Here is a 17,648-nt window from a genome sequence, read left to right as displayed (position 1 = left end):
CGGTCGCGCGGCCGGGCTGAGCGGGGCCGCGCGGACATCAAATCCGACAAGTTCACCCATCATTCCCGACAATAACTGTCAAGAAGATGTGACGGCCCGACCGCCTCAGCCTTCTTCGCCGTGGCCGGACTGTGACCAAAATGCCGTGACGTTCATCTCGGCCTTGGCGAAGCCGCGTTCCTCGCGCAGCCAGCGGCGGGCGGCATCGGCCTCTTCGCGCTCGGCCCCGAACCAGATCCAGCGGTCTGCCTCGGGCAGGTCCACCGCCTTCAGCGCCAGGGCCAGCACGCCCGGCGCCCGGGTGATCCAGTCGAGCCGGACCCCCGGCGGATGGCGCAGTTCCTGCCGGTCGGCCAGATCGGCGCAGGCGATCACCGCGACACCGCGCGCGGTTTCGGGCAGGCTTGCCAGATAGAGCGCGATGGCCGGGATCGCGGTCTCGTCGCCGAAAAAGCCCAGCCAGCCGGGCAGGTCGCTGCGGCGGGTGGTCGGGCCCAAGAGGCCGATCCGGTCGCCGGGCCGCGCCCGCCCGGTCCAGGCGCTGACCCGCCCGCCGTCATGGATATAGACGTCGAAATCCATCCAGCCCGCCCGGGCGTCGATCTCGCGCACGGTATAGACCGGGCGGTGCAGCGCGGCCTCGCCCTCGGGCCAGCGGGTGCGGCCCGAAGGGTCGATCACCGGCCATTCGACGACCGAGCCGCCCTGCGCCCGCCCCGGCGCCTGCGCCGAGATCACCAGCCGGAAATGCAGCCCGTCCCCTGCATAGCGCGCCACATCGTCGAAGCGCAGGCGCACGCGGCGGAAATTCGGGCTGATCTGGCGGATATGCTCGACGGCGGCGATGGACAGGTTGGGCGGCAGGGCGCCCGCATCCACCCGTTCCCATTCAAGGCGCGGCACCGGATCGAGTTGGTCCAGACGGTTCATCACCACCTGTTGCAGCATGTAGAGGCGGCGCTCGTTCTCGGCCTCCAGCACCAGTTCCAGCCCGCTGCCCATCGGCATGACCCCGATCCGCCCGCCCGAAAGCGGCAGCGAAAGCTCCTCGCCCCGGGTCTCGACCTCAAGGTCCAGAAGCTTTGCGAATTCGGTGAAGCTCGGCAGCAGGGCCGCCGGGGTGGTGTCGTGGATCTGTGCGTGAATCGTCTGCATGGCCGTGCCGCTCCTGTTCGCCCTGGGCGTGCGAAGGCTGGCGCAAGGGGCTGGCACTGGTATCGTGATTAGCGCGGCCCGCGGGGTTTGGGAAGGGGGGTGCGGATGCGCTCAGAGGTCGCGGTAGCGATGGCGGTGGCCCTTCGGATCGGTGACGATCCAGTCGCCCGGGCCGAGGCCGTCATGGCCCAGGGGCTCCAGGTAATCGGCATTGACCGGCACCTTGCCATGGCCGCCGGGGATATCCAGCACATAGGTCGGCAGCGCCGTCCCCGAGATGCGACCGCGCAGCGCGGCGAAGATGCGCCGCCCCTCGGCAAGGGGCAGGCGGAAATGCCCGGTGCCCTTGGCCAGGTCGGGGTGATGCAGGTAATAGGGCTTCACCCGATGGGCGATCAGGCGGCGGAACAGCGCCTCCAGCACATCGGGATCGGCGTTGATCCCGCGCAAAAGCACGCTTTGCGACAGCACCGGGATCCCGGCCTCGACCAGCATGGAAAGCGCCGCGCCGGCCCGGGGCGTGATCTCGTCGGGGTGGTTGGTGTGGACGACCATCCAGACGGCGGGCCAGGCGGGGGATGGTGCGGAAGTCTCGCGTTCGGAATCGGCGGCGGGCGCAGGCGTCGCGATGAGGGAGGCGGCAGCTTCCGGCCCGCCCTCGCCCGCCCGCGCCATGCCGTTGCCGGAATCGCCCCGGGCGGCGCCCTGTGCCCCCTCGCCCGCCATCCCGCCGCGCGGCCCGTTCAGGGCGGCGATCAGCGCGGGCGTGATCCGCTCGGGCGCGACCACGGGGATGCGGCTGTGGAAGCGGATCACCTTCACCGAGCCGATCCGCGCCAGCCGCGCCAGCATGTCGCCGATCCGCCGGGGCGACAGCACCAGGGGGTCGCCGCCGGTCAGGATCACCTCCCAGATCTCGGGGTGGTCGGAGAGATAGGCCAGAACGCGCAGGAATTCCGCCTCGGCCAGCGCGCCCCCCTCGCCCACCGCCTCGCGGCGAAAGCAGAAGCGGCAATAAACCTCGCAGGTCTGGGTCGCATGCAGGATCACCCGGTCGGGATAGCGATGGGTCAGGCCCGGCACCGGCCCTTCCGCCTGGGACGGGGGCGCGGGCTCGGTCTCCGCCTGCCCCCCCGCCATATCCCCGGCAGACGCCCCTTCCACCGCCGCCCCATGCGGGCCCAGACGAGGCCGATGCACCGCATCGCCGATGGGATCGGCAAGCTCTTCGGGCAGGATCTGCATCTCGCGCGGGTCGGGCAGGAACTGGTCGCGCACACCGGGGGCCGGGTTGGTCGCCATTGCAGGCGAGATACGGATACGAAACCCCTCGGCCACGCGGGCCAGATCGGCGCGCGCGGCCTCGGGTGCCAGACCCTCGCGGATCAGGTCCTCCACCCCGGTCAGGGCGCGCGCCCGCTCGGGACGTTTCAGGTCGGGGCGTTCGATCCGGCTCATGCCGCTGACATAGCCCTCCGGGCTCCGTCGCGCAATCGCGGCGGCAGGCCCCGCGCGCGCCAACCACAGCGCCGCCCCGCCCCGCCGGAACGCGCGCCTATTCCGAAGGGTCGATCAGCGACAACTGATCGAGGAAGGCCGCCGCGAAACTGCCGGTGCCCTTCGCGCCCGAGGCCCGCTCGGCCGCCCGGGCATAGATCGCATGCGCCGCGACCACGGCGGTCAGGCGATCCTCTGCCCCCGCCAGCAGACCGGAGATCAGCGCCCCCAGCGAACAGCCCGCTCCGGTGACCTGGGTCAGCCGTGCGTCGCCACCGCCCACGGCGATCGTGGTCGTGCCATCGGTGACGTAATCCACCGGGCCCGAGACCGCCGCGATCGTCCCCAGCTCTGCCGCGACGGTCTTCAGGAACGGCAGCGCCTTGTCCGAGGTCAGCGTGGTCTCGACCCCCTGCCCTGCGCCATCGCCGCCCGCCAGCGCCACCAGCTCCGAGGCATTGCCGCGGATCGCCGTCGGCCTGAATTCCAGCAGACCCTTGACCACCGCGTCATATTCCAGCGCGCCCGCCCCCACCGCCACCGGGTCGAGCACCCAGGGCACTCCGCCCTCATGCGCGGATCGCGCGGCGAGGCGGATTTCCTCGGGCCCGCAGCTCATCAGGCTGGCGGCGTTGATCCAGACCGCATGGGCATGGCCGCCGAAGACCGAGGGCCAGTCCATCGCCGTGCCGATGGCCGGGCCCGCGCCCACGGCCAGCAGCACATTGGCCGACAGATTGGCCGCGACATAATTGGTCAGGCCGTAGCAAAAGGGTTTCAGCGCCTTCAGCCGCCCAAGCGCGGCGCGGATTTCGGCATCGTCCCAAGACATTTGTTTCATCGACTCGACTCCATTGGATCTGCGCCGGATTGCGTGATCCCCGAGGCATCGGCGCCAAAGCCCCCGGGTGGTTTTGGGGGGTGAGTGCGTTCAGGAGGGCAGGACCGCATCGGCCTCCAGTTCGACGCGCATGCGCGGGTCGATCAGCCGCGCCACCTGCACCATGGTCGAAGCCGGGCGGATCGCGCCGAAGGCCCGGCCATGCGCGGCGACAAGCGCGTCCCAATCGGCGGGATCGGTCAGATAGACGCGGGTGCGCGCCACATCGGCCAGCGTCGCCCCGGCCTCGGCCAGGATGCGGCCAAGCTTTTCGACGGCCAGGGCGAATTGCGTCGCGGCATCGCCGATGCCACCCTCGGCCGGAAGGCCGGAACAGCCCGAGACATGGACCTGCCCCCCGGCGACCACGGCCCGGGAATAGCCCATCAGGGCCTCATACCGACTGCCGGTCTGGATCTTCCTCATGCCATCCCTTTCGCATTCTCGGGCCTTTCGGCGTTTTCGGGCCACTCGACCGGACGGGCGAGCGCGACCAGATCCTCGGCACCGATCCGGGTGAAATCCGCCAGGCGGCGCACCGGCCCGGCGCCGAAGACATGGGTTCCGGTTTCAAGCGCGACGAAGGGCAGACCCAGGTTTTCCGCCGTGCGCTGATCCCAGGGGCCGTCGCCCAGGCTGACCGCGCGAAACGCGCCCCCCACCCCGGACCGCCGGGCGGCGGCCCGCAGGATGGCCTCGCGCGTCAGATGCTCGCCCCCGGTCGCCAGCGCGGCGCGGTCGGCATCCACACCCAGAAGGCCAAGCTTCACCCGTGCCATCCGCGGCAGCGATCCGGTCGCGAAGGCCAGGCGGACATCCGGCATCCGCAGCAGCCCGCGCATCAACCGGCCTGCTCCCGCGACCTCGGGAACAGCGCTTTCGGCAAGATGCGCCCGCAGCGCCCGCTCATAAAGCCGGTCGTAGCGCTCCAGTTCCTCCGGCCGGATCGCGCGACCGCGGAATTGGCCGTAAAGCGCCTGCAACACGCCCAGATCTGTGTAATGCGGATAGGCGGCCCAGGGCTGGAAGGTCACGTCCAGCCCGTCTTCCGCCAGGATGCGGGTGATCAGCCGATGGTGCAGATCGGCGCTGTGCAGCAGCGTGCCGTCGATGTCGAAGATCACCAGCGTCTTCACTGCGCCCCCTCCGCGAAGGGCGAGGGCCAGCGGATGTCGAAGCCGCGCGCGGCCTCCAGCACCCGGGCAAGGCCGATCACGCCGCCATCGTCGAAACGCTTGCCCGCGATCTGGACCGAGACCGGAACGCCGCCGTCGCCGGGGTCGAGGACCGGGACGGTGGCGGCGGGCCAGCCGGTCTGGTTGAACCAGCAGGCGAAGGCCTGATGGCTCGCCATGCCAAGGCCGGGGTCCGGGCAGGGCAGATCCGCCGCGAAACGACGCACCGGCAGCGCGGGCGAGAGCACATGGTCGAACCCCGCCAGTTGCGCCGCGATCCTGGCCGAGGCGACCAGCAGGCGGTGCCGCACCCCGGCCGCGAAGATCGCGGTCTGGGTCAGCAGCGCCTCATACATCGCGCCGATGACGGGATGGATGCGGCCGCGCGCCTGGGGCGGCAAGCCGAAGTAATCCGGCGCGCCGACATGAAGCATGTTCCAGTGGATGGCCTCGTAATCCTGCGCATCGGCCTCCAGATCGGCGATCTCGACGATCTCGGCGCCCCGATCCGCAAGCAGCCCCGCTGCCAGATCCACCGCGGCCAGGGTTTCGGCATCCGTCGCATCGCCCCAGCCCGCCCGGCGCCAAAGCGCGATGCGCCGCCCGGTCGGGCGGCATCCCGGGTCGGGCCGATAGCCCCCCTCGGCCGAGAAGTGATCGCCCTCGGCGAAATGGCCAAGCGCGGCGAGCGTCAGCTCCACCTCGTCGACCGAGGCGGCCATCGGCCCGGCCGAGCGGAAGGCGCCCGGCGGATCATAGGCGATGCGGCCCTGCGTGGGCTTGATCGAGGCAAGGCCCGACAGGGCGGCGGGGAGGCGGACCGAGCCGACCATATCCGTGCCGAGCGCCACGCCCGCCGCGCCAAGCACCACCGAGGGCCCCGCCCCGGACGAGGAACCGCCGGGGCTGTCGTCCGGGTTCCAGGCATTCCGGATGATGCCGTGATGCGAACTCAGCCCCGACATCAGCATGGCGAAATCCGGCATCGCGGTCTTGCAGACCGGGATCATCCCGGCGGCCCGCGCCCCCCGGACCGGCAACGCATCGGCGGCCGAGAGCTTGCCCGGATGGCAGGCCGTCCCGTGCCAGCGCGGCAGGCCCTTGATGTGAAAACTGTCCTTGAAGCTGATCGGCACCCCGTCCAGCGGCCCCAGCACGCGGTTCTCGCGCCAGCGGGCGGCGCTGGCGCGGGCGGCCTCCATCGTCATCTCGTGATCCAGGCTGGAAAGGCCGTTCAGCCGGGCCAGCCCCCCCTCGGCCCGGTCCAGCGCGGTCCGCGCGACCTCAAGCGGCGAGAACCGCCCCTCGCGATAGCCCGCGACCAGCGCGGCCTGCCCAAGCCGAAGCGGCACCTCAGGCATCGGCACCCCCCGCTCCGGCCTCGACAGGCAGGTTCGGATCGGCCCGCCATCCCGACATGGAATCGTCGTAGATCCGCAGGTCGCGGATGCCGATCAGCTCGAAGGCCAGCGCCAGCCCCGCCGCATTGATCCCGCCGCCGCAGTAAAGCACCGGAACGAAGGGCGGGTGCAGCCCCAGCCGGGCCAGCGCGCTGCGCAGCCGCTCCGGCTCCAGCCGACCGTCCGCGCCCAGAAGCGCGGGATAGGCGATGTTCACGCTGGTCGGGATGTGGCCCCGGCGCGGATCGGCGCTGCCGTCGCCCCGGTATTGCTCGGGGCGCAGCGCGCAGATCAGCGGGCGGGCCGGATCGGCCCCGGCCTTGATCAGCTCCCGCACCTCGGCGGTGCCGACGAACAGCCCGGGCCGGGCCCTTGCGGTGAAATCGCCGGGCAGCGCAGCGGGGGGGCCCCCGGTTTCGACCGGATGGCCCGCGGCCTTCCAGGCCTGAAGCCCGCCGTTCAGCACATGCACCCGCGCAAGCCCATGGCCGCGCAGCAGATACCACAGCCGCGCCGCATAGGCCCCGCCCATGGAATCATAGGTGACCACGGTGCTGCCGTCCTCGATCCCGACCGCCCGCGCCGCCGCCTGAAGCCGCGAGGCCGAGGGCGCGGCAAAGGAAAACCGCGCGCCCGGATCGGAAAACGCCCGCATCAGATCGGCAAAGCGCGCGCCCGGGATATGGCCAGCCGCGAAGACATCGGGGCCCGGCGCGAATTCGGTCGCCCCCGCCCCCCGGTCGATGCGCGCGACCGAGGCGTCGAGCACGATCGCCCCGCCCGGCCGTTCGGCCAGCCAGTCGACCTCGACCAGGGGTGACGCGGCGGCCATCACGCCCCGGCCCCGCTTTTCTGCGCGCGGTTGCGCCATTCGTCGCGCGCCGGGCGGGCCAGGCCAAGGTTTTCGCGCGCGGTCCGGCCCGCATATTCCCTGCGATGCAGCCCGCGCCGCTGCAATTCGGGCACGACATGGGCGGCGAATTCCTCGAAGGCGGCGGGCAGATGCGTGGCCTGCACCATGAAGCCATCCGCCGCGCCCTCGGCCATCCAACGCTCCATCCGATCGGCGATGGTGGCGGCCGATCCGATCATGTCGCCCTCGGTCCGCGCGCCATACCAGCGACCGATCTCGCGCACGGTCTTGTTGGTGCGGCGGGCGAATTCGACGACCTCCTCGTAATGGCCCTGCACGCCCACCTCTTCCAGCGAGGGCAGCGGACCGTCGAGGTCGTATTTCGTCAGATCGACATTCACATGATAGGCCAGCCGCGACAGGCCGGCCAAAGGATGGACCAGTTCGGCAAAGGCCTCATGCTTCGCCATCGCCTCGGCATCGGTCTCGGCCACCACCACCGTCGCGGCGCAAAGCAGCTTGATCTGGTCGGGATCGCGCCCGAAAGCCGCCGCCCGGCGGCGGATGTCGGCGCGGAAGGCGATGGCCGAGTCCAGCGATTCGTTCGAAGAAAAGATCACGTCGGCCCAACGCGCGGCAAAGTCCCGACCGCGCGGCGAGGCCCCGGCCTGGATCAGCAGCGGATAGCCCTGCGGCGGGCGCGGCACCGAAAGCGGCCCCCGGGTCGAGACGTATTTACCGCGATAATCGACGCTGCGCACCTTGTCCGGGTCGCCGAACCGGCCGCTCTCTTTGTCCTGGAACAGTGCGCCGTCGTCCCAACTGTCCCAAAGCTGCGTCGTGGCCTCCAGCACCTCCTCGGCGCGGGCATAGCGTTCGTCGCGGGGCGGCAGTTCCGGCTGGCCGAAATTCTGCGCCTCGGCATCCTGGAACGAGGTGACGATGTTCCAGCCCGCCCGCCCCCCGGTCACATGGTCGAAGGTGCCAAGCGTGCGCGCCAGATTGTAGGGTTCGTGATAGCCGGTCGACAGCGTGGCGGCGAGGCCGAGATGCCCGGTCGCCCCCGCCATGACGCCAAGGATCGTCATCGGGTCCAGACGCGGCGTCCCCGACCCCCATTCGATGGCGGGCCGGAAAGACCCGCCAAGCGAGCGCGGCATCGAAAGCGCGTCGGGGATGAAGGCCAGATCGAACCGCGCCGCCTCCAGCACCCGGGCGGCATGGCGGTAATAGTCCGGGCCCAGAAAGCCGGGATCCGCCTTCTCGTGGCGCCATCCGGTGGTGCCCATCGGCCCGGCGTTCATGAAGGCGGCAAGATGGATCTGGCTGGTCATCGGTCCTCCGGGGCGCATCTGGTGATGCCGTCGGGCGCGGTGGGCACGGGCATCGGCTTTCGCATGATGCCTGACTATGCGCAGGGCTTCCCCATGCCGCCACCGAAAATCTTTCTGACCGTGATTACTATTGGAATAAGAAGATTCGAAAACTTCTTCCCTTTCCGGGCCGAAGAAGAGAACGCCCGCCCGCCGGGCGGATCAGGCCCCGATCAGCCCTCGGGCAGGGCGGGAATCGCTTCCCGCGCGATCCTCAGGAAGGCCTTCACCACCGGATCGCGGTCGTCGCGCCGCCAGTAAAGGCCCGTCTGCCAATCCAGCACCGGCCCCTGCGGCGGCGAGGGGATCTCGCGCACGACGATCCGGGCCGGGTCGATGATCCGGGCGACGGAAGAGGCATGCATCAGCGCCACGCCGAAGCCCGCCTCGACCATGCGCAACTGCACGAGGCTTTCATTCACCCGATGCGTGCTGCCCGGCGTGATGCCTTTCCAGTCCAGGAAGCGCTGCACCACCCCCTCGAACCCCGGCGCGATGGCCTGTTTCAGGCGAATGAAGGGCTGGCTCCGGAGGGCCGGGCTGTCGATCGAGGTGATGACGCCCGCAAGCTCCGCCGGATAGGCCAGCGCCAGCCGGTCGCGCGCCACCAGCCGAGAGGCAAGGTCCCCCGGACCCGGCCAGCGCGCGAGGGCGATGTCGAGCCGGTTTTCGCGCAACATCGGCAACTGGCTTTGCGAGGAAATGTCGTCGAAGGTCAGCTCCACCCCGGGATAGGTCTGCCGGAACGCCAGAAGCGCATGCGACATCACCTCCAGCGCCGAGAAGGTGAAGCCGATGGCAAGTCGCCCGGTGTCGCCCGAAGCCATCCGCAGGCCCAGGTCCCATACCCGGTCGGCCTCATGGATCAGCGGCTGGACCTCGCTCAGATAGGCCCGTCCGAATTCCGTCAGCTCCGTCCCCTGGCGCGAGCGGAGAAAGAGCTGGCGGCCAAGGATGTCCTCAAGCCGGACGATCTGCTTGGTCAGCGTGGGCTGGGTGATGCCCAGACGCTCGGCCGCCGCGCGATAGCTGCCGATCTCGCCCAGGGCGACGAAGGCGCGCATGAGATCGATGCGGGACACGGGGCGCGGCCTCCGGCAGGACGGACAGGGATCTGGCGGGGACCGGCGAAGCGACACGCCCCCGCCGTCCGATGGTAGAGCGGATGCGGCAAGAATTGAAGGCGGCACGGGGCCGGGGCCGAAAAGCCCGCAGCCCGCCCGGCTTTCATGCAAGACAATCGGCCGTTCCAGGCGCCGCCATGCCCCATGGCCATGGAGCCTTTTGAACCCGCCCGCGCCACGGGGCGATATTCGGACCGACCGAAATCAACCCGGATCGGATGCCCTTCGATAGGCGACATAATTCCGCTGCACCACGATATGGGTGGCGATATATTTCGCATCATACCAGCAGCCGTAGATGAAAGAAGAGGCCCGGTTGGTCAGCTCCGGCAGGCCGAGGAAATAGATGCCGGTTTCGGCCGAGATGCCGCGCTTGTGGAACGGCATGCCCTGCGCGTCGAAGGCATCCACCTCCAGCCAGCCGAAATCGAACCTGAAGCCGGTCGCCCAGATGATCGTCGTCACATTCTGCGCCTTCAGGTCCAGCTCCAGGATGGGATCGGCGATGCAATCGGGATCCGAGGCGATGTCCCAGGCTTCGGGCTCGGGCGGCAGATCGACGCCGTTGCGCTCGACATAGGCGTCGGCCTCGCGCAGGACGTCGAGATAGGCGCGGTCCCCCTCGGCGATATTCGCAGCCAGATCGGGCGCCAGTTTCAGCACGCCGTCCCGGAAGGATTCGGCCGAGCCCAGAATGGTGATGCCCGCATGGCCAAAGCGACGGAAATCAATGGTCTTTCCGCCGTCATAGCCGCTGACCGCAAAGGCCACATGCTTCTTTTTCGGCGTGGTCGTGATCTCGTCCCATTTGCCCAGAACGCCCAGCCACCAGACATAATCGCGCTGGCGATAGCTGCGCGGCGGCCGGTAATGCTCGCCGACGGAAAGAAAGACCCGCCGCCCGGCACGGTGCAACTCCTCGGCGATCTGCGAGCCCGAGGCCCCGCCCCCCACCACCAGAACCGCGCCCTCGGCCAGTTGGCCGGGGTTCCTGTAGGCCGAGGAGTGGATCTGCGCGATACCGCTGTCCTCGGGGACGATCCGCGGCACATTCGGCACCTGGAACGGGCCGGTCGCCGCGACGATCCGCTGCGCCTCGATCACGCCTTGCGAGGTAGAGACGAGAAAGCCCGGCCGCCCGGTATTGCGGATCACGCGCTTCACCTCGACATTGGTGCGGATCGGCGCATCGATCATGCGGGCGTAATCCTCGAAATAGCGCGCCATGCGATCCTTGGGCGGAAAGACATCGGGCGCCACATCGTCGAATTCCATATTGGGAAAACGGTCGTGCCAGGCGGGCCCATTGGCCACCAGCGAATCCCAACGCCCGGTCCGCCATTGCTCGGCCACGCGGTTTCTTTCCAGAACCAGATGCGGAACGCCCAATGCCGTCAGGTGCTCGCTCATCGCGATGCCGGATTGGCCGGCGCCAACGACCAGGGTGTCGATTTTTTCTATCGTCATAGCTTTTCCCGGAAACTTTCCATGCGCAAGGACCGGATCGAAGGATCCGCGACTCAAAGGGGGATGAGGATTTCGAGAGCCGGTCACGGATCCCGCATGATGGCCGATTTAAGCAGGAAGAGATGAAGTGGAAACAAGAATATTCCTAGCCAGAACCTCGGGAAATCCTTGGGTAGAATTTCGCCCTTTCGGATCGGGCGCCATTCCGGCCTATTCGGCCAAAAGCCCCTTCATCGCGGCCAGGGCCAACAGATAACCCTCGGCGCCAAGACCGGCGATGATTCCGGTCGCCGCCCTTGAGATATAGGAATGATGGCGGAACGGCTCGCGCTTCCAGATATTGCTCATGTGGCATTCCAGGATCGGGCCCTCGAAGGCCAGAAGCGCGTCCAGGATGGCGATCGACGTATAGGTCAGCCCGGCCGCGTTGATCAGCAGGCCGTCGCAGCCCTGCCGCGCCTCCTGGATCCAGTCGACGATCGCGCCCTCGTGGTTCGACTGGCGGAAATCCAGCTCAATGCCGAGTTCCCCGGCGCGGGCGCGGCACGCCGCCGCTATCTGCGGAAAGCTGCGGCGGCCATAGGTGCCGCCGGGGTCGAGCCCGTAAAGATTGGCGTTCGGGCCGTTGATGAACATGACGCGGGGCATGGTGTTTCCTGGGCTGCAAGCGTAATGTGCAGCCTAACCCTCGCACGGGGGGAAGCTGAATTCGCTTCTGCCTTTGCAATGCGAAGGTTGCGCCGAACGACCCGCCCCGGCGCGGCCCCGGATGGAACGCCCGCCCGAGGCCGGTCTCGCTGAGGAGGAGTCCGATGCAGCTTTCCTTTCGCGCCCTGCTCTACATGGTCGAGACCGCGGAGGCCGGGTCGGTCACCGGAGCGGCGCGGCGGCTGAACGTGACCCAGCCCTCGATTTCCGCCGTTCTGGCGCAGGTCGAGAAGGATCTGGGATATCCGGTCTTCGTGCGCCACCACGCGCGCGGCATGACGCTTTCGGCGGCGGGCGAGCGTCTGATCGCCGAGGCGCGCCGCCTTCTGACCCAGGCGCGCGAATTCGAGCAGCTTGCGACCTCGCTCGGCGATCCGCTCAGCGGCGAGATCCATGTCGGCGCCTTTTCCTCGCTGGCGATGCGCTACATGCCCGGGCTGATCGCGGGCTTCTCGCGGCTCTACCCCCAGATCACCATCCGGCTTGTCGACGGCAACCAGCAGGTCATCCTGGACGGGCTGACAAGCGGCGGCATCGAACTGGCGCTGAGCTACGATTTCGCGCTTTCGCCGGATCTGGACGCCGAGGAACTGGCCGCCCTGCCGCCCTATGCCCTGCTGGCGGCGGACCACCCGCTGGCGCATGCCAAGTCGCTGAGCCTGGCGGAACTGGCGCATGAGCCGCTGATCCTGCTCGACCTGCCGCATTCGCGGGACTACTTCCTGGGCCATTTCGCGCAATTCGACCTGACCCCCAGGATCGCCTTCCGCAGCCAGTCCTCCGAGATCGTGCGCGGACTGGTGGGCAATGGGCTGGGCTATGCGCTGCGCAATGTGCTGCCGCAGTCGCGCATCGGCTATGACGGCAGCGAAATCTCGGTCGTGCAGATCGAGGAGCCGCTGGAGCCGGTGCGAATTAATCTTCTGCATCTGTCGCGCAGCGAACTGCGCCCGGCCGCCCGCGCATTTTCGGATTTCATCCGTTCTGCATTCGCCTCGGGCGGGCTGTTCGCGCAACGCCCCGGCCCCTTCGCACTGCATCGAGGCCCGCGGATCTGACCCGAATTTCAAGCAGGCTTATCGCTGCTTAGATTCGACCCTTTAATATCGAATCCGCCCCTGCATAGATTTTCCTTATTCAGGAAAAAGGCAGGCCAAATCTCGATGGGCTTTGTTCCTGACCAGTCCATTTTTTGGGCATCAATTCATTGGCTTTGGTGAAGATTTCACATCCTCCGGCAATTGCCCGGATAAAATCTTTATCTGAGAATTGCCAAAACCACAAATCAGGAGAGGTCATCGAAATGAAACGCTTCAATCCGGGCCGCCGTCTTGCCCTTGCGCTTGCCGCATTGGCGATGTCGACGTCGATCGCAGGGGCCGAGGTCACGCTGCGCCTTGCCGTGGAAACCACTCCCGGCGATCCGACCCATGTCATGCTTTCGGCCTTCCGCGACAATCTGCAGGCCACGGCGGGCGACGAGGTCAAGATCGAATTCTACGACGGCGGCTCGCTGGGCGACGAGAACACGCTCAACGAGCTGATCCGGGCCGGCGCGGTCGAGGTGATCCCGATGGGCACCGATGGCGTGGCCGCGCTGGACACCAAATTCTCGATCTTCGACGCGCCCTTCCTCTTCGCCTCGAAAGACGTGGCGCGGGCGGCGCTGGACGGCGAGCTGGGTGCGGTGCTGGCCGCCTCGCTGCGCGAGAAGAGCGGGCTGGAAGTGCTGGCCTTCGGCGAGTTGGGCGTCCGGGTGGTGTAGAATTCGAAGCGCGAGGTGAAGGTTCCAGCGGATCTGGCGGGGCTGAAGCTGCGCACGCCCGGCAGCCCGACGCGGATGATGGCCTTCACCGCGCTCGGCGCCTCGCCCACCAACCTTCCGCTGGGCGAGGTCTACATGGGCCTCAAGCAGGGGCTCATCGACGGTCAGGAGAACCCGCTGTCCGTGATCAAGGAATTCTCGCTCTTCGAGGTGCAGCCCTATATCTCGCTGACCAACCACATCTACACGCCCGTCACCCTGGTCATGAACGGACGGGCCTATGACGCGCTCCCGGACGAGATGAAGGCCCAGGTCAAGGCGGCCGCAAGCGCCGCCGTCATCCCCACGCGCACCCTCTCCGACGACAGCGACGCCAGTCTGGTCGAAGAGTTCCGCGCCGCGGGCGTCACCGTGACCGAGCCCGACATCGCCGCCTTCCAGGCCGCCGCCGAACCGATCCGCGCCAAGGTGGCCGAAATCGTGACGCCGGAGTTCATGGCCGAAGTCGAGGGCATGCTGAAGTGATCTCGGAAAAGACCCCGGTGGCCCCCGCCACCGGATACCCCCGCTTCATGTATGACGGCTCGGGCGATCTGGCCCGCATCGGATTGATCTACATCGCCTCCTCGGTGGTGATGGAGGAAGAGATGTGGGCGATATCCGCCCCCGGCGTATCGACGCATACCGCGCGGATCCGCCTGCCCAAGGTCACGGTCCAGGGCATCGAGGAGATGATGGCGGCGCCGGAACTTGAAACGGCGGCGCGCCATGTCGGCGCCGCGCCGATCGACGTCCTGTGCTTTGGCGGCACCTCGGCCTCTTTCCTGCACGGCACCGCCTATGACAGGGCGCTGACCGCGAAGATCCGGGGCTGGGTGCCGGGGGTCAGGATCACCACCGCCTCGACCGCGACCCTGGCGGCGCTGGCGCAGGTCGGGGCGGGCAAGGTGGCGCTGGTCACGCCCTATCTCTCCGAGATCCACACCCGCGCCATCCGCTTTCTGGAGGAAAACGGCCATCAGGTGGTCGAAAGCGCGCATATGGACATCTCGGACGACCATGCGCTGGCCGAGGTTCCGCTGGAACGGATCTACGATCATGTGCTGGCGGTCGACCATCCCGACGCCTCGGCCGTCTTCATCTCCTGCACCAACCTGCGCTCGGTCGGCGCCATCGACGCGCTTGAGCAGAAACTGGGCAAGCCGGTGGTCTCGGCCATCCAGGCTTCGTTCTGGCACTGCCTGCATCTTGCGGGCGTCAAGGGGGCGAAGCCGGGCTATGGCCGCCTGTTCAGGGGGTATGAGAAAGATGAATGACCGGATCATCGGACATGCCGCCACCCGGTCGCGCGCACTGCGGGCGCGGCTGCGGTGGCTGGTGGAAAGCGCGGCGATGGTGCTGCTGGTCGTGCTGGTGGCGCTGGTGCTGGCCAATTCGCTGTCGCGCTACCTGCTTTCGGCACCGCTGGTCTGGACCGAGGAGGTGGTCAAGGCCCTGCTGATGTGGCTGGGCGCGCTTGGCATCACCGTAGCGGCGCTGCGCGGCGGGCTGATCGCCTGCGGGATATGGACCGGGAAGCTGCCCAATCGCATGCGGCGGCATCTGGCCGTGTTCCAGAACATCCTGGGCATCGGCGTGATGGCGGTGCTGGCCTGGCTGGCCTGGGAATACATCCTGCTGTTCGGGGGCGACCGCTCGCCGATCCTGGGCCTGCCCAAGGGCATCGCGATCTCGGGGATCATCGGCTGCGCCGTGGGATTGTCGCTGGCCTTCCTCATCGACCTGATCGCACCGGAGCACCTGTGATGCTGACCCTTGCCGCCCTGACGCTTCTGGCGCTTTGCGCCATGGTCCTGATCGGGATCCCGGTCGTGGTGTCGCTTGCCGCATCGGTGCTGCTGTTCCTGGCCTTTTCGGGGGGATGGGCGATGGCCTTTCCCCAGCAGGTCCTGGCCGGTGTCAGCGACTACATCCTCATCACGCTGCCGCTGTTCATCTTCGCGGGCGGGATCATGAATGTCTCGGGCATCGCGACCAAGCTGTTCGACTTCTGCGTGGCGCTGGTGGGCTGGATGCGCGGCGGGCTGGCCCATGTCGACGTGCTGGCCAGCGTGATGTTCGGCGGGATGATCGGCACCTCGGTCGCCGACCTTGCGGGCTCGGGCTCGGTCACGATCCCCAAGCTCAAGGCGCATGGCTATCCCGGCCCCTTCGCCTGCGCCGTCACGGCGACCTCCTCGGGCATCGGGGTGTTGATCCCGCCATCCTCGCCGATGATCCTCTATTCGGTCGTCACCGGCACCTCGCTCGGCTCGCTCTTCCTGGCGGGCGTGGTGCCGGGGCTGCTGATGGCGGCGGCCATGATGGTCACGATCTTCTTCCTGGCGCGCAAGAACGGCTGGTCCGCCGTCCATTCCTTCGAATGGAGAGAGGTCCTGCGCACCGGCAAGGCGGCGATCCTGCCCCTGGGCATGCCCGCGATGATCCTGTGCGGGCTGGTGTTCGGGATCTTCACCGCGACCGAGGCCGGAGCCTTCGCCGTCGCCTATGCGCTGGTGCTGGGCGGGCTGGTCTACCGCGCGCTGGACTGGGAGAAGCTGCGCGGCGCGCTGGTGGATTCCGTCATCCTCACGGGCGAGGTGCTGATGGTGGTGGGGTTTTCGACCGCGCTTGGCTGGGCGCTGTCGCAGGCGGGCGTGCCCAGGGCGCTGGCCGCCGGGCTGGATGTGCTGTTCCCGTTCGAAAGCACCGTGCTGCGGATCTTCGTGCTGCTGGCGCTGGCGCTGGTTGCGGGGATGGTGCTGGATCCGCTGATCCCGATGATCATGCCGGTGCTGCTGCCGTCGCTGCTGGCGATGGATGTGGATCTGGTCCATTTCGGCGTGCTGATCGTCATGACCGTGGTGATCGGGCAGGTGACGCCGCCGGTCGCGATCGCCATCCTGGTGGCGGCGAAGATCGGCAAGGAGGATGTGTTGGCGGTCACGCGCGCAAATATGCCCTTCCTTTACGCGCTGTTCGCGGCCCTGATCATCCTGACCCTGTTCCCCGCCATCTCGACCTTCCTGCCCGAGCTGATGCAGGGCTGACCCCCGGCAGAGGCGACAGGATGAACGGCAATCCCGGCCCCGGCCGGGGGCCGGGAGGAAGGCGCCCCCGGCCCATCCGGGCGGGCCTATCCGGTCGGGCCTCTCGCCCGGAACCCCAACGATTGGAACACAGGAATGAACCCCTCCCCCACCCACCATTTCCAGCCCGGCGCCATGCGCGCGGTGATCGCCGAGGGCGTGGGCGGGCCCGAGGTCCTGCGCCTGGTGCGGCGCGATCCGCCGCAGCCGGGCCCCGGCGAGGTGTTGATCGCGGTCGCCGCCGCCGGGGTGAACCGGCCGGATCTGATGCAGCGCTCCGGCGCGCTGCCCGCGCCGACGGGGCTTTCGGACATCCTGGGGCTTGAGGTCGCGGGCCAGGTGCTCTCCTGCGGCCCGGGGGTGGATCCCGCGCTGGTCGGGACCCGGGTCATGGCGCTCTTGAAGGCGGGCGGCTATGCGACCCATGCCTGCGCCCGGGCCGAGCATTGCCTGCCGATCCCCCCGGGGCTTTCGCTGACCGAGGCCGCCGCCCTGCCCGAGGGCCTGTTCACGATCTGGCACAACCTTTTCGACCGGGGGGCGCTGCGCCCGGGCGAGGTGCTGCTGATCGAGGGCGGCGCCTCGGGCATCGGCACGCTGGCTTTGCAACTGGCGCGGGCCATCGGCGCAAGCGTGATCGCCACGGCAGGCGGGGCCGAGAAATGCCGCCGTCTGGCGAAGATGGGCGCGACCGCCGTCGATTACCGCGCCGCCGATGCGCAGGCGCAACTGGAAGGGCTGGCCGCCGGGCGGGGCATCAATGTCGTGCTTGACATTCTGGGCGGCGAGGCGGTGAACCGCCACCTTGCGCTGATGGCTCCGGGCGGGCGCCATATCGGCCTTTCGTTCATGACCGGCATGATGGCGCCGGTCGATCTGGGCTTGCTGATGCGCAAGGGGGCCTGGCTCAGCTCCTCGACCCTGCGCCCGAAACCGGATGCCGAAAAGGCCGCGATCGCGCGTGATGTCTCGCGCAACCTGCTGCCTTTGCTTGCGGCGGGCCGGGTGCGGCCGGTCATCGCCGGGGTGCTGCCGCTGGCAGAGGCGGCCGAGGCGCATCGAAGGCTGGAATCGGGGGCGAATTTCGGAAAGATCGTCCTGCAGATCCAGGACGAGTGCTAAC

17 protein-coding genes and 1 pseudogene are annotated in these 17,648 nt (G+C 68.4%); 6 read left to right on the top strand and 12 right to left on the bottom strand.

Translation table 11 applies throughout. The features are described 5' to 3' along the window. Positions 1-105: 105 nt before the first annotated feature. From ABNX41_RS03675 to ABNX41_RS03625, 11 genes are all read right to left on the bottom strand, one after another. Entirely contained in the window at positions 106-1,155 is a 1,050-nt protein-coding gene (locus tag ABNX41_RS03675) for a siderophore-interacting protein (protein WP_438668371.1), read from the bottom strand. A 111-nt stretch (positions 1,156-1,266) separates the two neighbouring features. Then, positions 1,267-2,295, bottom strand: coding sequence for a KamA family radical SAM protein (locus tag ABNX41_RS03670; RefSeq protein WP_438668464.1), 1,029 nt, complete (start codon positions 2,293-2,295; stop codon positions 1,267-1,269). A 415-nt stretch (positions 2,296-2,710) separates the two neighbouring features. Next, on the bottom strand, positions 2,711-3,493 hold the full coding sequence (thiM, locus tag ABNX41_RS03665) for a hydroxyethylthiazole kinase (RefSeq protein ID WP_438668370.1): 783 nt from the start codon (positions 3,491-3,493) through the stop codon (positions 2,711-2,713). A gap of 90 nt (positions 3,494-3,583) precedes the next feature. Further along, positions 3,584-3,958 carry a RidA family protein gene (locus tag ABNX41_RS03660; protein ID WP_438668369.1) on the bottom strand — a complete coding sequence of 125 codons (375 nt, stop codon included), beginning with the start codon at positions 3,956-3,958 and terminating at the stop codon, positions 3,584-3,586. Further along, positions 3,955-4,668 carry an HAD family hydrolase gene (locus ABNX41_RS03655; protein ID WP_438668368.1) on the bottom strand — a complete coding sequence of 238 codons (714 nt, stop codon included), beginning with the start codon at positions 4,666-4,668 and terminating at the stop codon, positions 3,955-3,957. The genes ABNX41_RS03660 and ABNX41_RS03655 overlap by 4 nt, the downstream gene beginning before the upstream one ends. After that, positions 4,665-6,068, bottom strand: a complete 1,404-nt coding sequence (locus ABNX41_RS03650; protein ID WP_438668463.1) for an amidase — start codon at positions 6,066-6,068, stop codon at positions 4,665-4,667. Before ABNX41_RS03650 ends, ABNX41_RS03655 begins: the two co-directional genes overlap by 4 nt. Then, a complete protein-coding gene (locus tag ABNX41_RS03645; protein WP_438668367.1) occupies positions 6,061-6,939 on the bottom strand; it encodes a sulfurtransferase in 879 nt (292 codons plus the stop codon). The genes ABNX41_RS03650 and ABNX41_RS03645 overlap by 8 nt, the downstream gene beginning before the upstream one ends. Continuing rightward, on the bottom strand, positions 6,939-8,294 hold the full coding sequence (locus ABNX41_RS03640; RefSeq protein ID WP_438668366.1) for an LLM class flavin-dependent oxidoreductase: 1,356 nt from the start codon (positions 8,292-8,294) through the stop codon (positions 6,939-6,941). The genes ABNX41_RS03645 and ABNX41_RS03640 overlap by 1 nt, the downstream gene beginning before the upstream one ends. A gap of 212 nt (positions 8,295-8,506) precedes the next feature. Then, on the bottom strand, positions 8,507-9,415 hold the full coding sequence (locus ABNX41_RS03635; protein WP_438668365.1) for a LysR family transcriptional regulator: 909 nt from the start codon (positions 9,413-9,415) through the stop codon (positions 8,507-8,509). A 246-nt stretch (positions 9,416-9,661) separates the two neighbouring features. After that, a complete protein-coding gene (locus ABNX41_RS03630; protein WP_438668364.1) occupies positions 9,662-10,924 on the bottom strand; it encodes a flavin-containing monooxygenase in 1,263 nt (420 codons plus the stop codon). A gap of 210 nt (positions 10,925-11,134) precedes the next feature. Further along, positions 11,135-11,572 (bottom strand): type II 3-dehydroquinate dehydratase, encoded by a 438-nt coding sequence (locus tag ABNX41_RS03625; RefSeq protein WP_438668363.1) that lies wholly within the window; start codon positions 11,570-11,572, stop codon positions 11,135-11,137. Between the two features lie 164 nt (positions 11,573-11,736). Between ABNX41_RS03625 and ABNX41_RS03620 the strand changes: the two genes are divergently transcribed. Beyond that, the gene (locus tag ABNX41_RS03620) at positions 11,737-12,690 is read left to right on the top strand and encodes a LysR family transcriptional regulator (RefSeq protein WP_438668362.1); all 954 of its coding nucleotides are present in this window, start codon (positions 11,737-11,739) and stop codon (positions 12,688-12,690) included. Positions 12,691-12,769: 79 nt separating this feature from the next. On the opposite strand, the gene ABNX41_RS03615 is transcribed toward ABNX41_RS03620, so the two are convergent. Next, positions 12,770-12,949, bottom strand: coding sequence for a hypothetical protein (locus ABNX41_RS03615; protein ID WP_438668361.1), 180 nt, complete (start codon positions 12,947-12,949; stop codon positions 12,770-12,772). On the opposite strand from ABNX41_RS03615, the pseudogene ABNX41_RS03610 reads away from it, so the two are divergent. From ABNX41_RS03610 to ABNX41_RS03590, 5 genes and pseudogenes are all read left to right on the top strand, one after another. Further along, positions 12,936-13,922: pseudogene (locus ABNX41_RS03610) on the top strand (TRAP transporter substrate-binding protein). The gene ABNX41_RS03615 and the pseudogene ABNX41_RS03610 overlap by 14 nt on opposite strands. Then, positions 13,919-14,713: a maleate cis-trans isomerase family protein gene (locus tag ABNX41_RS03605; protein WP_438668360.1), complete on the top strand. Its 795-nt coding sequence runs from the start codon at positions 13,919-13,921 to the stop codon at positions 14,711-14,713. Before ABNX41_RS03610 ends, ABNX41_RS03605 begins: the two are co-directional and overlap by 4 nt. Next, positions 14,706-15,203 carry a TRAP transporter small permease gene (locus tag ABNX41_RS03600; protein WP_438668359.1) on the top strand — a complete coding sequence of 166 codons (498 nt, stop codon included), beginning with the start codon at positions 14,706-14,708 and terminating at the stop codon, positions 15,201-15,203. Before ABNX41_RS03605 ends, ABNX41_RS03600 begins: the two co-directional genes overlap by 8 nt. After that, on the top strand, positions 15,203-16,486 hold the full coding sequence (locus ABNX41_RS03595) for a TRAP transporter large permease (protein ID WP_438668358.1): 1,284 nt from the start codon (positions 15,203-15,205) through the stop codon (positions 16,484-16,486). Before ABNX41_RS03600 ends, ABNX41_RS03595 begins: the two co-directional genes overlap by 1 nt. Positions 16,487-16,621: 135 nt before the next feature. Then, on the top strand, positions 16,622-17,647 hold the full coding sequence (locus tag ABNX41_RS03590; RefSeq protein WP_438668357.1) for an NAD(P)H-quinone oxidoreductase: 1,026 nt from the start codon (positions 16,622-16,624) through the stop codon (positions 17,645-17,647). Position 17,648: the final 1 nt, after the last annotated feature.

This window comes from Pseudogemmobacter sonorensis (assembly GCF_042762395.1).
Taxonomy (GTDB): Bacteria; Pseudomonadota; Alphaproteobacteria; order Rhodobacterales; family Rhodobacteraceae; genus Pseudogemmobacter; species Pseudogemmobacter sonorensis.
This window is presented reverse-complemented; position numbering and strand designations above follow the sequence as displayed.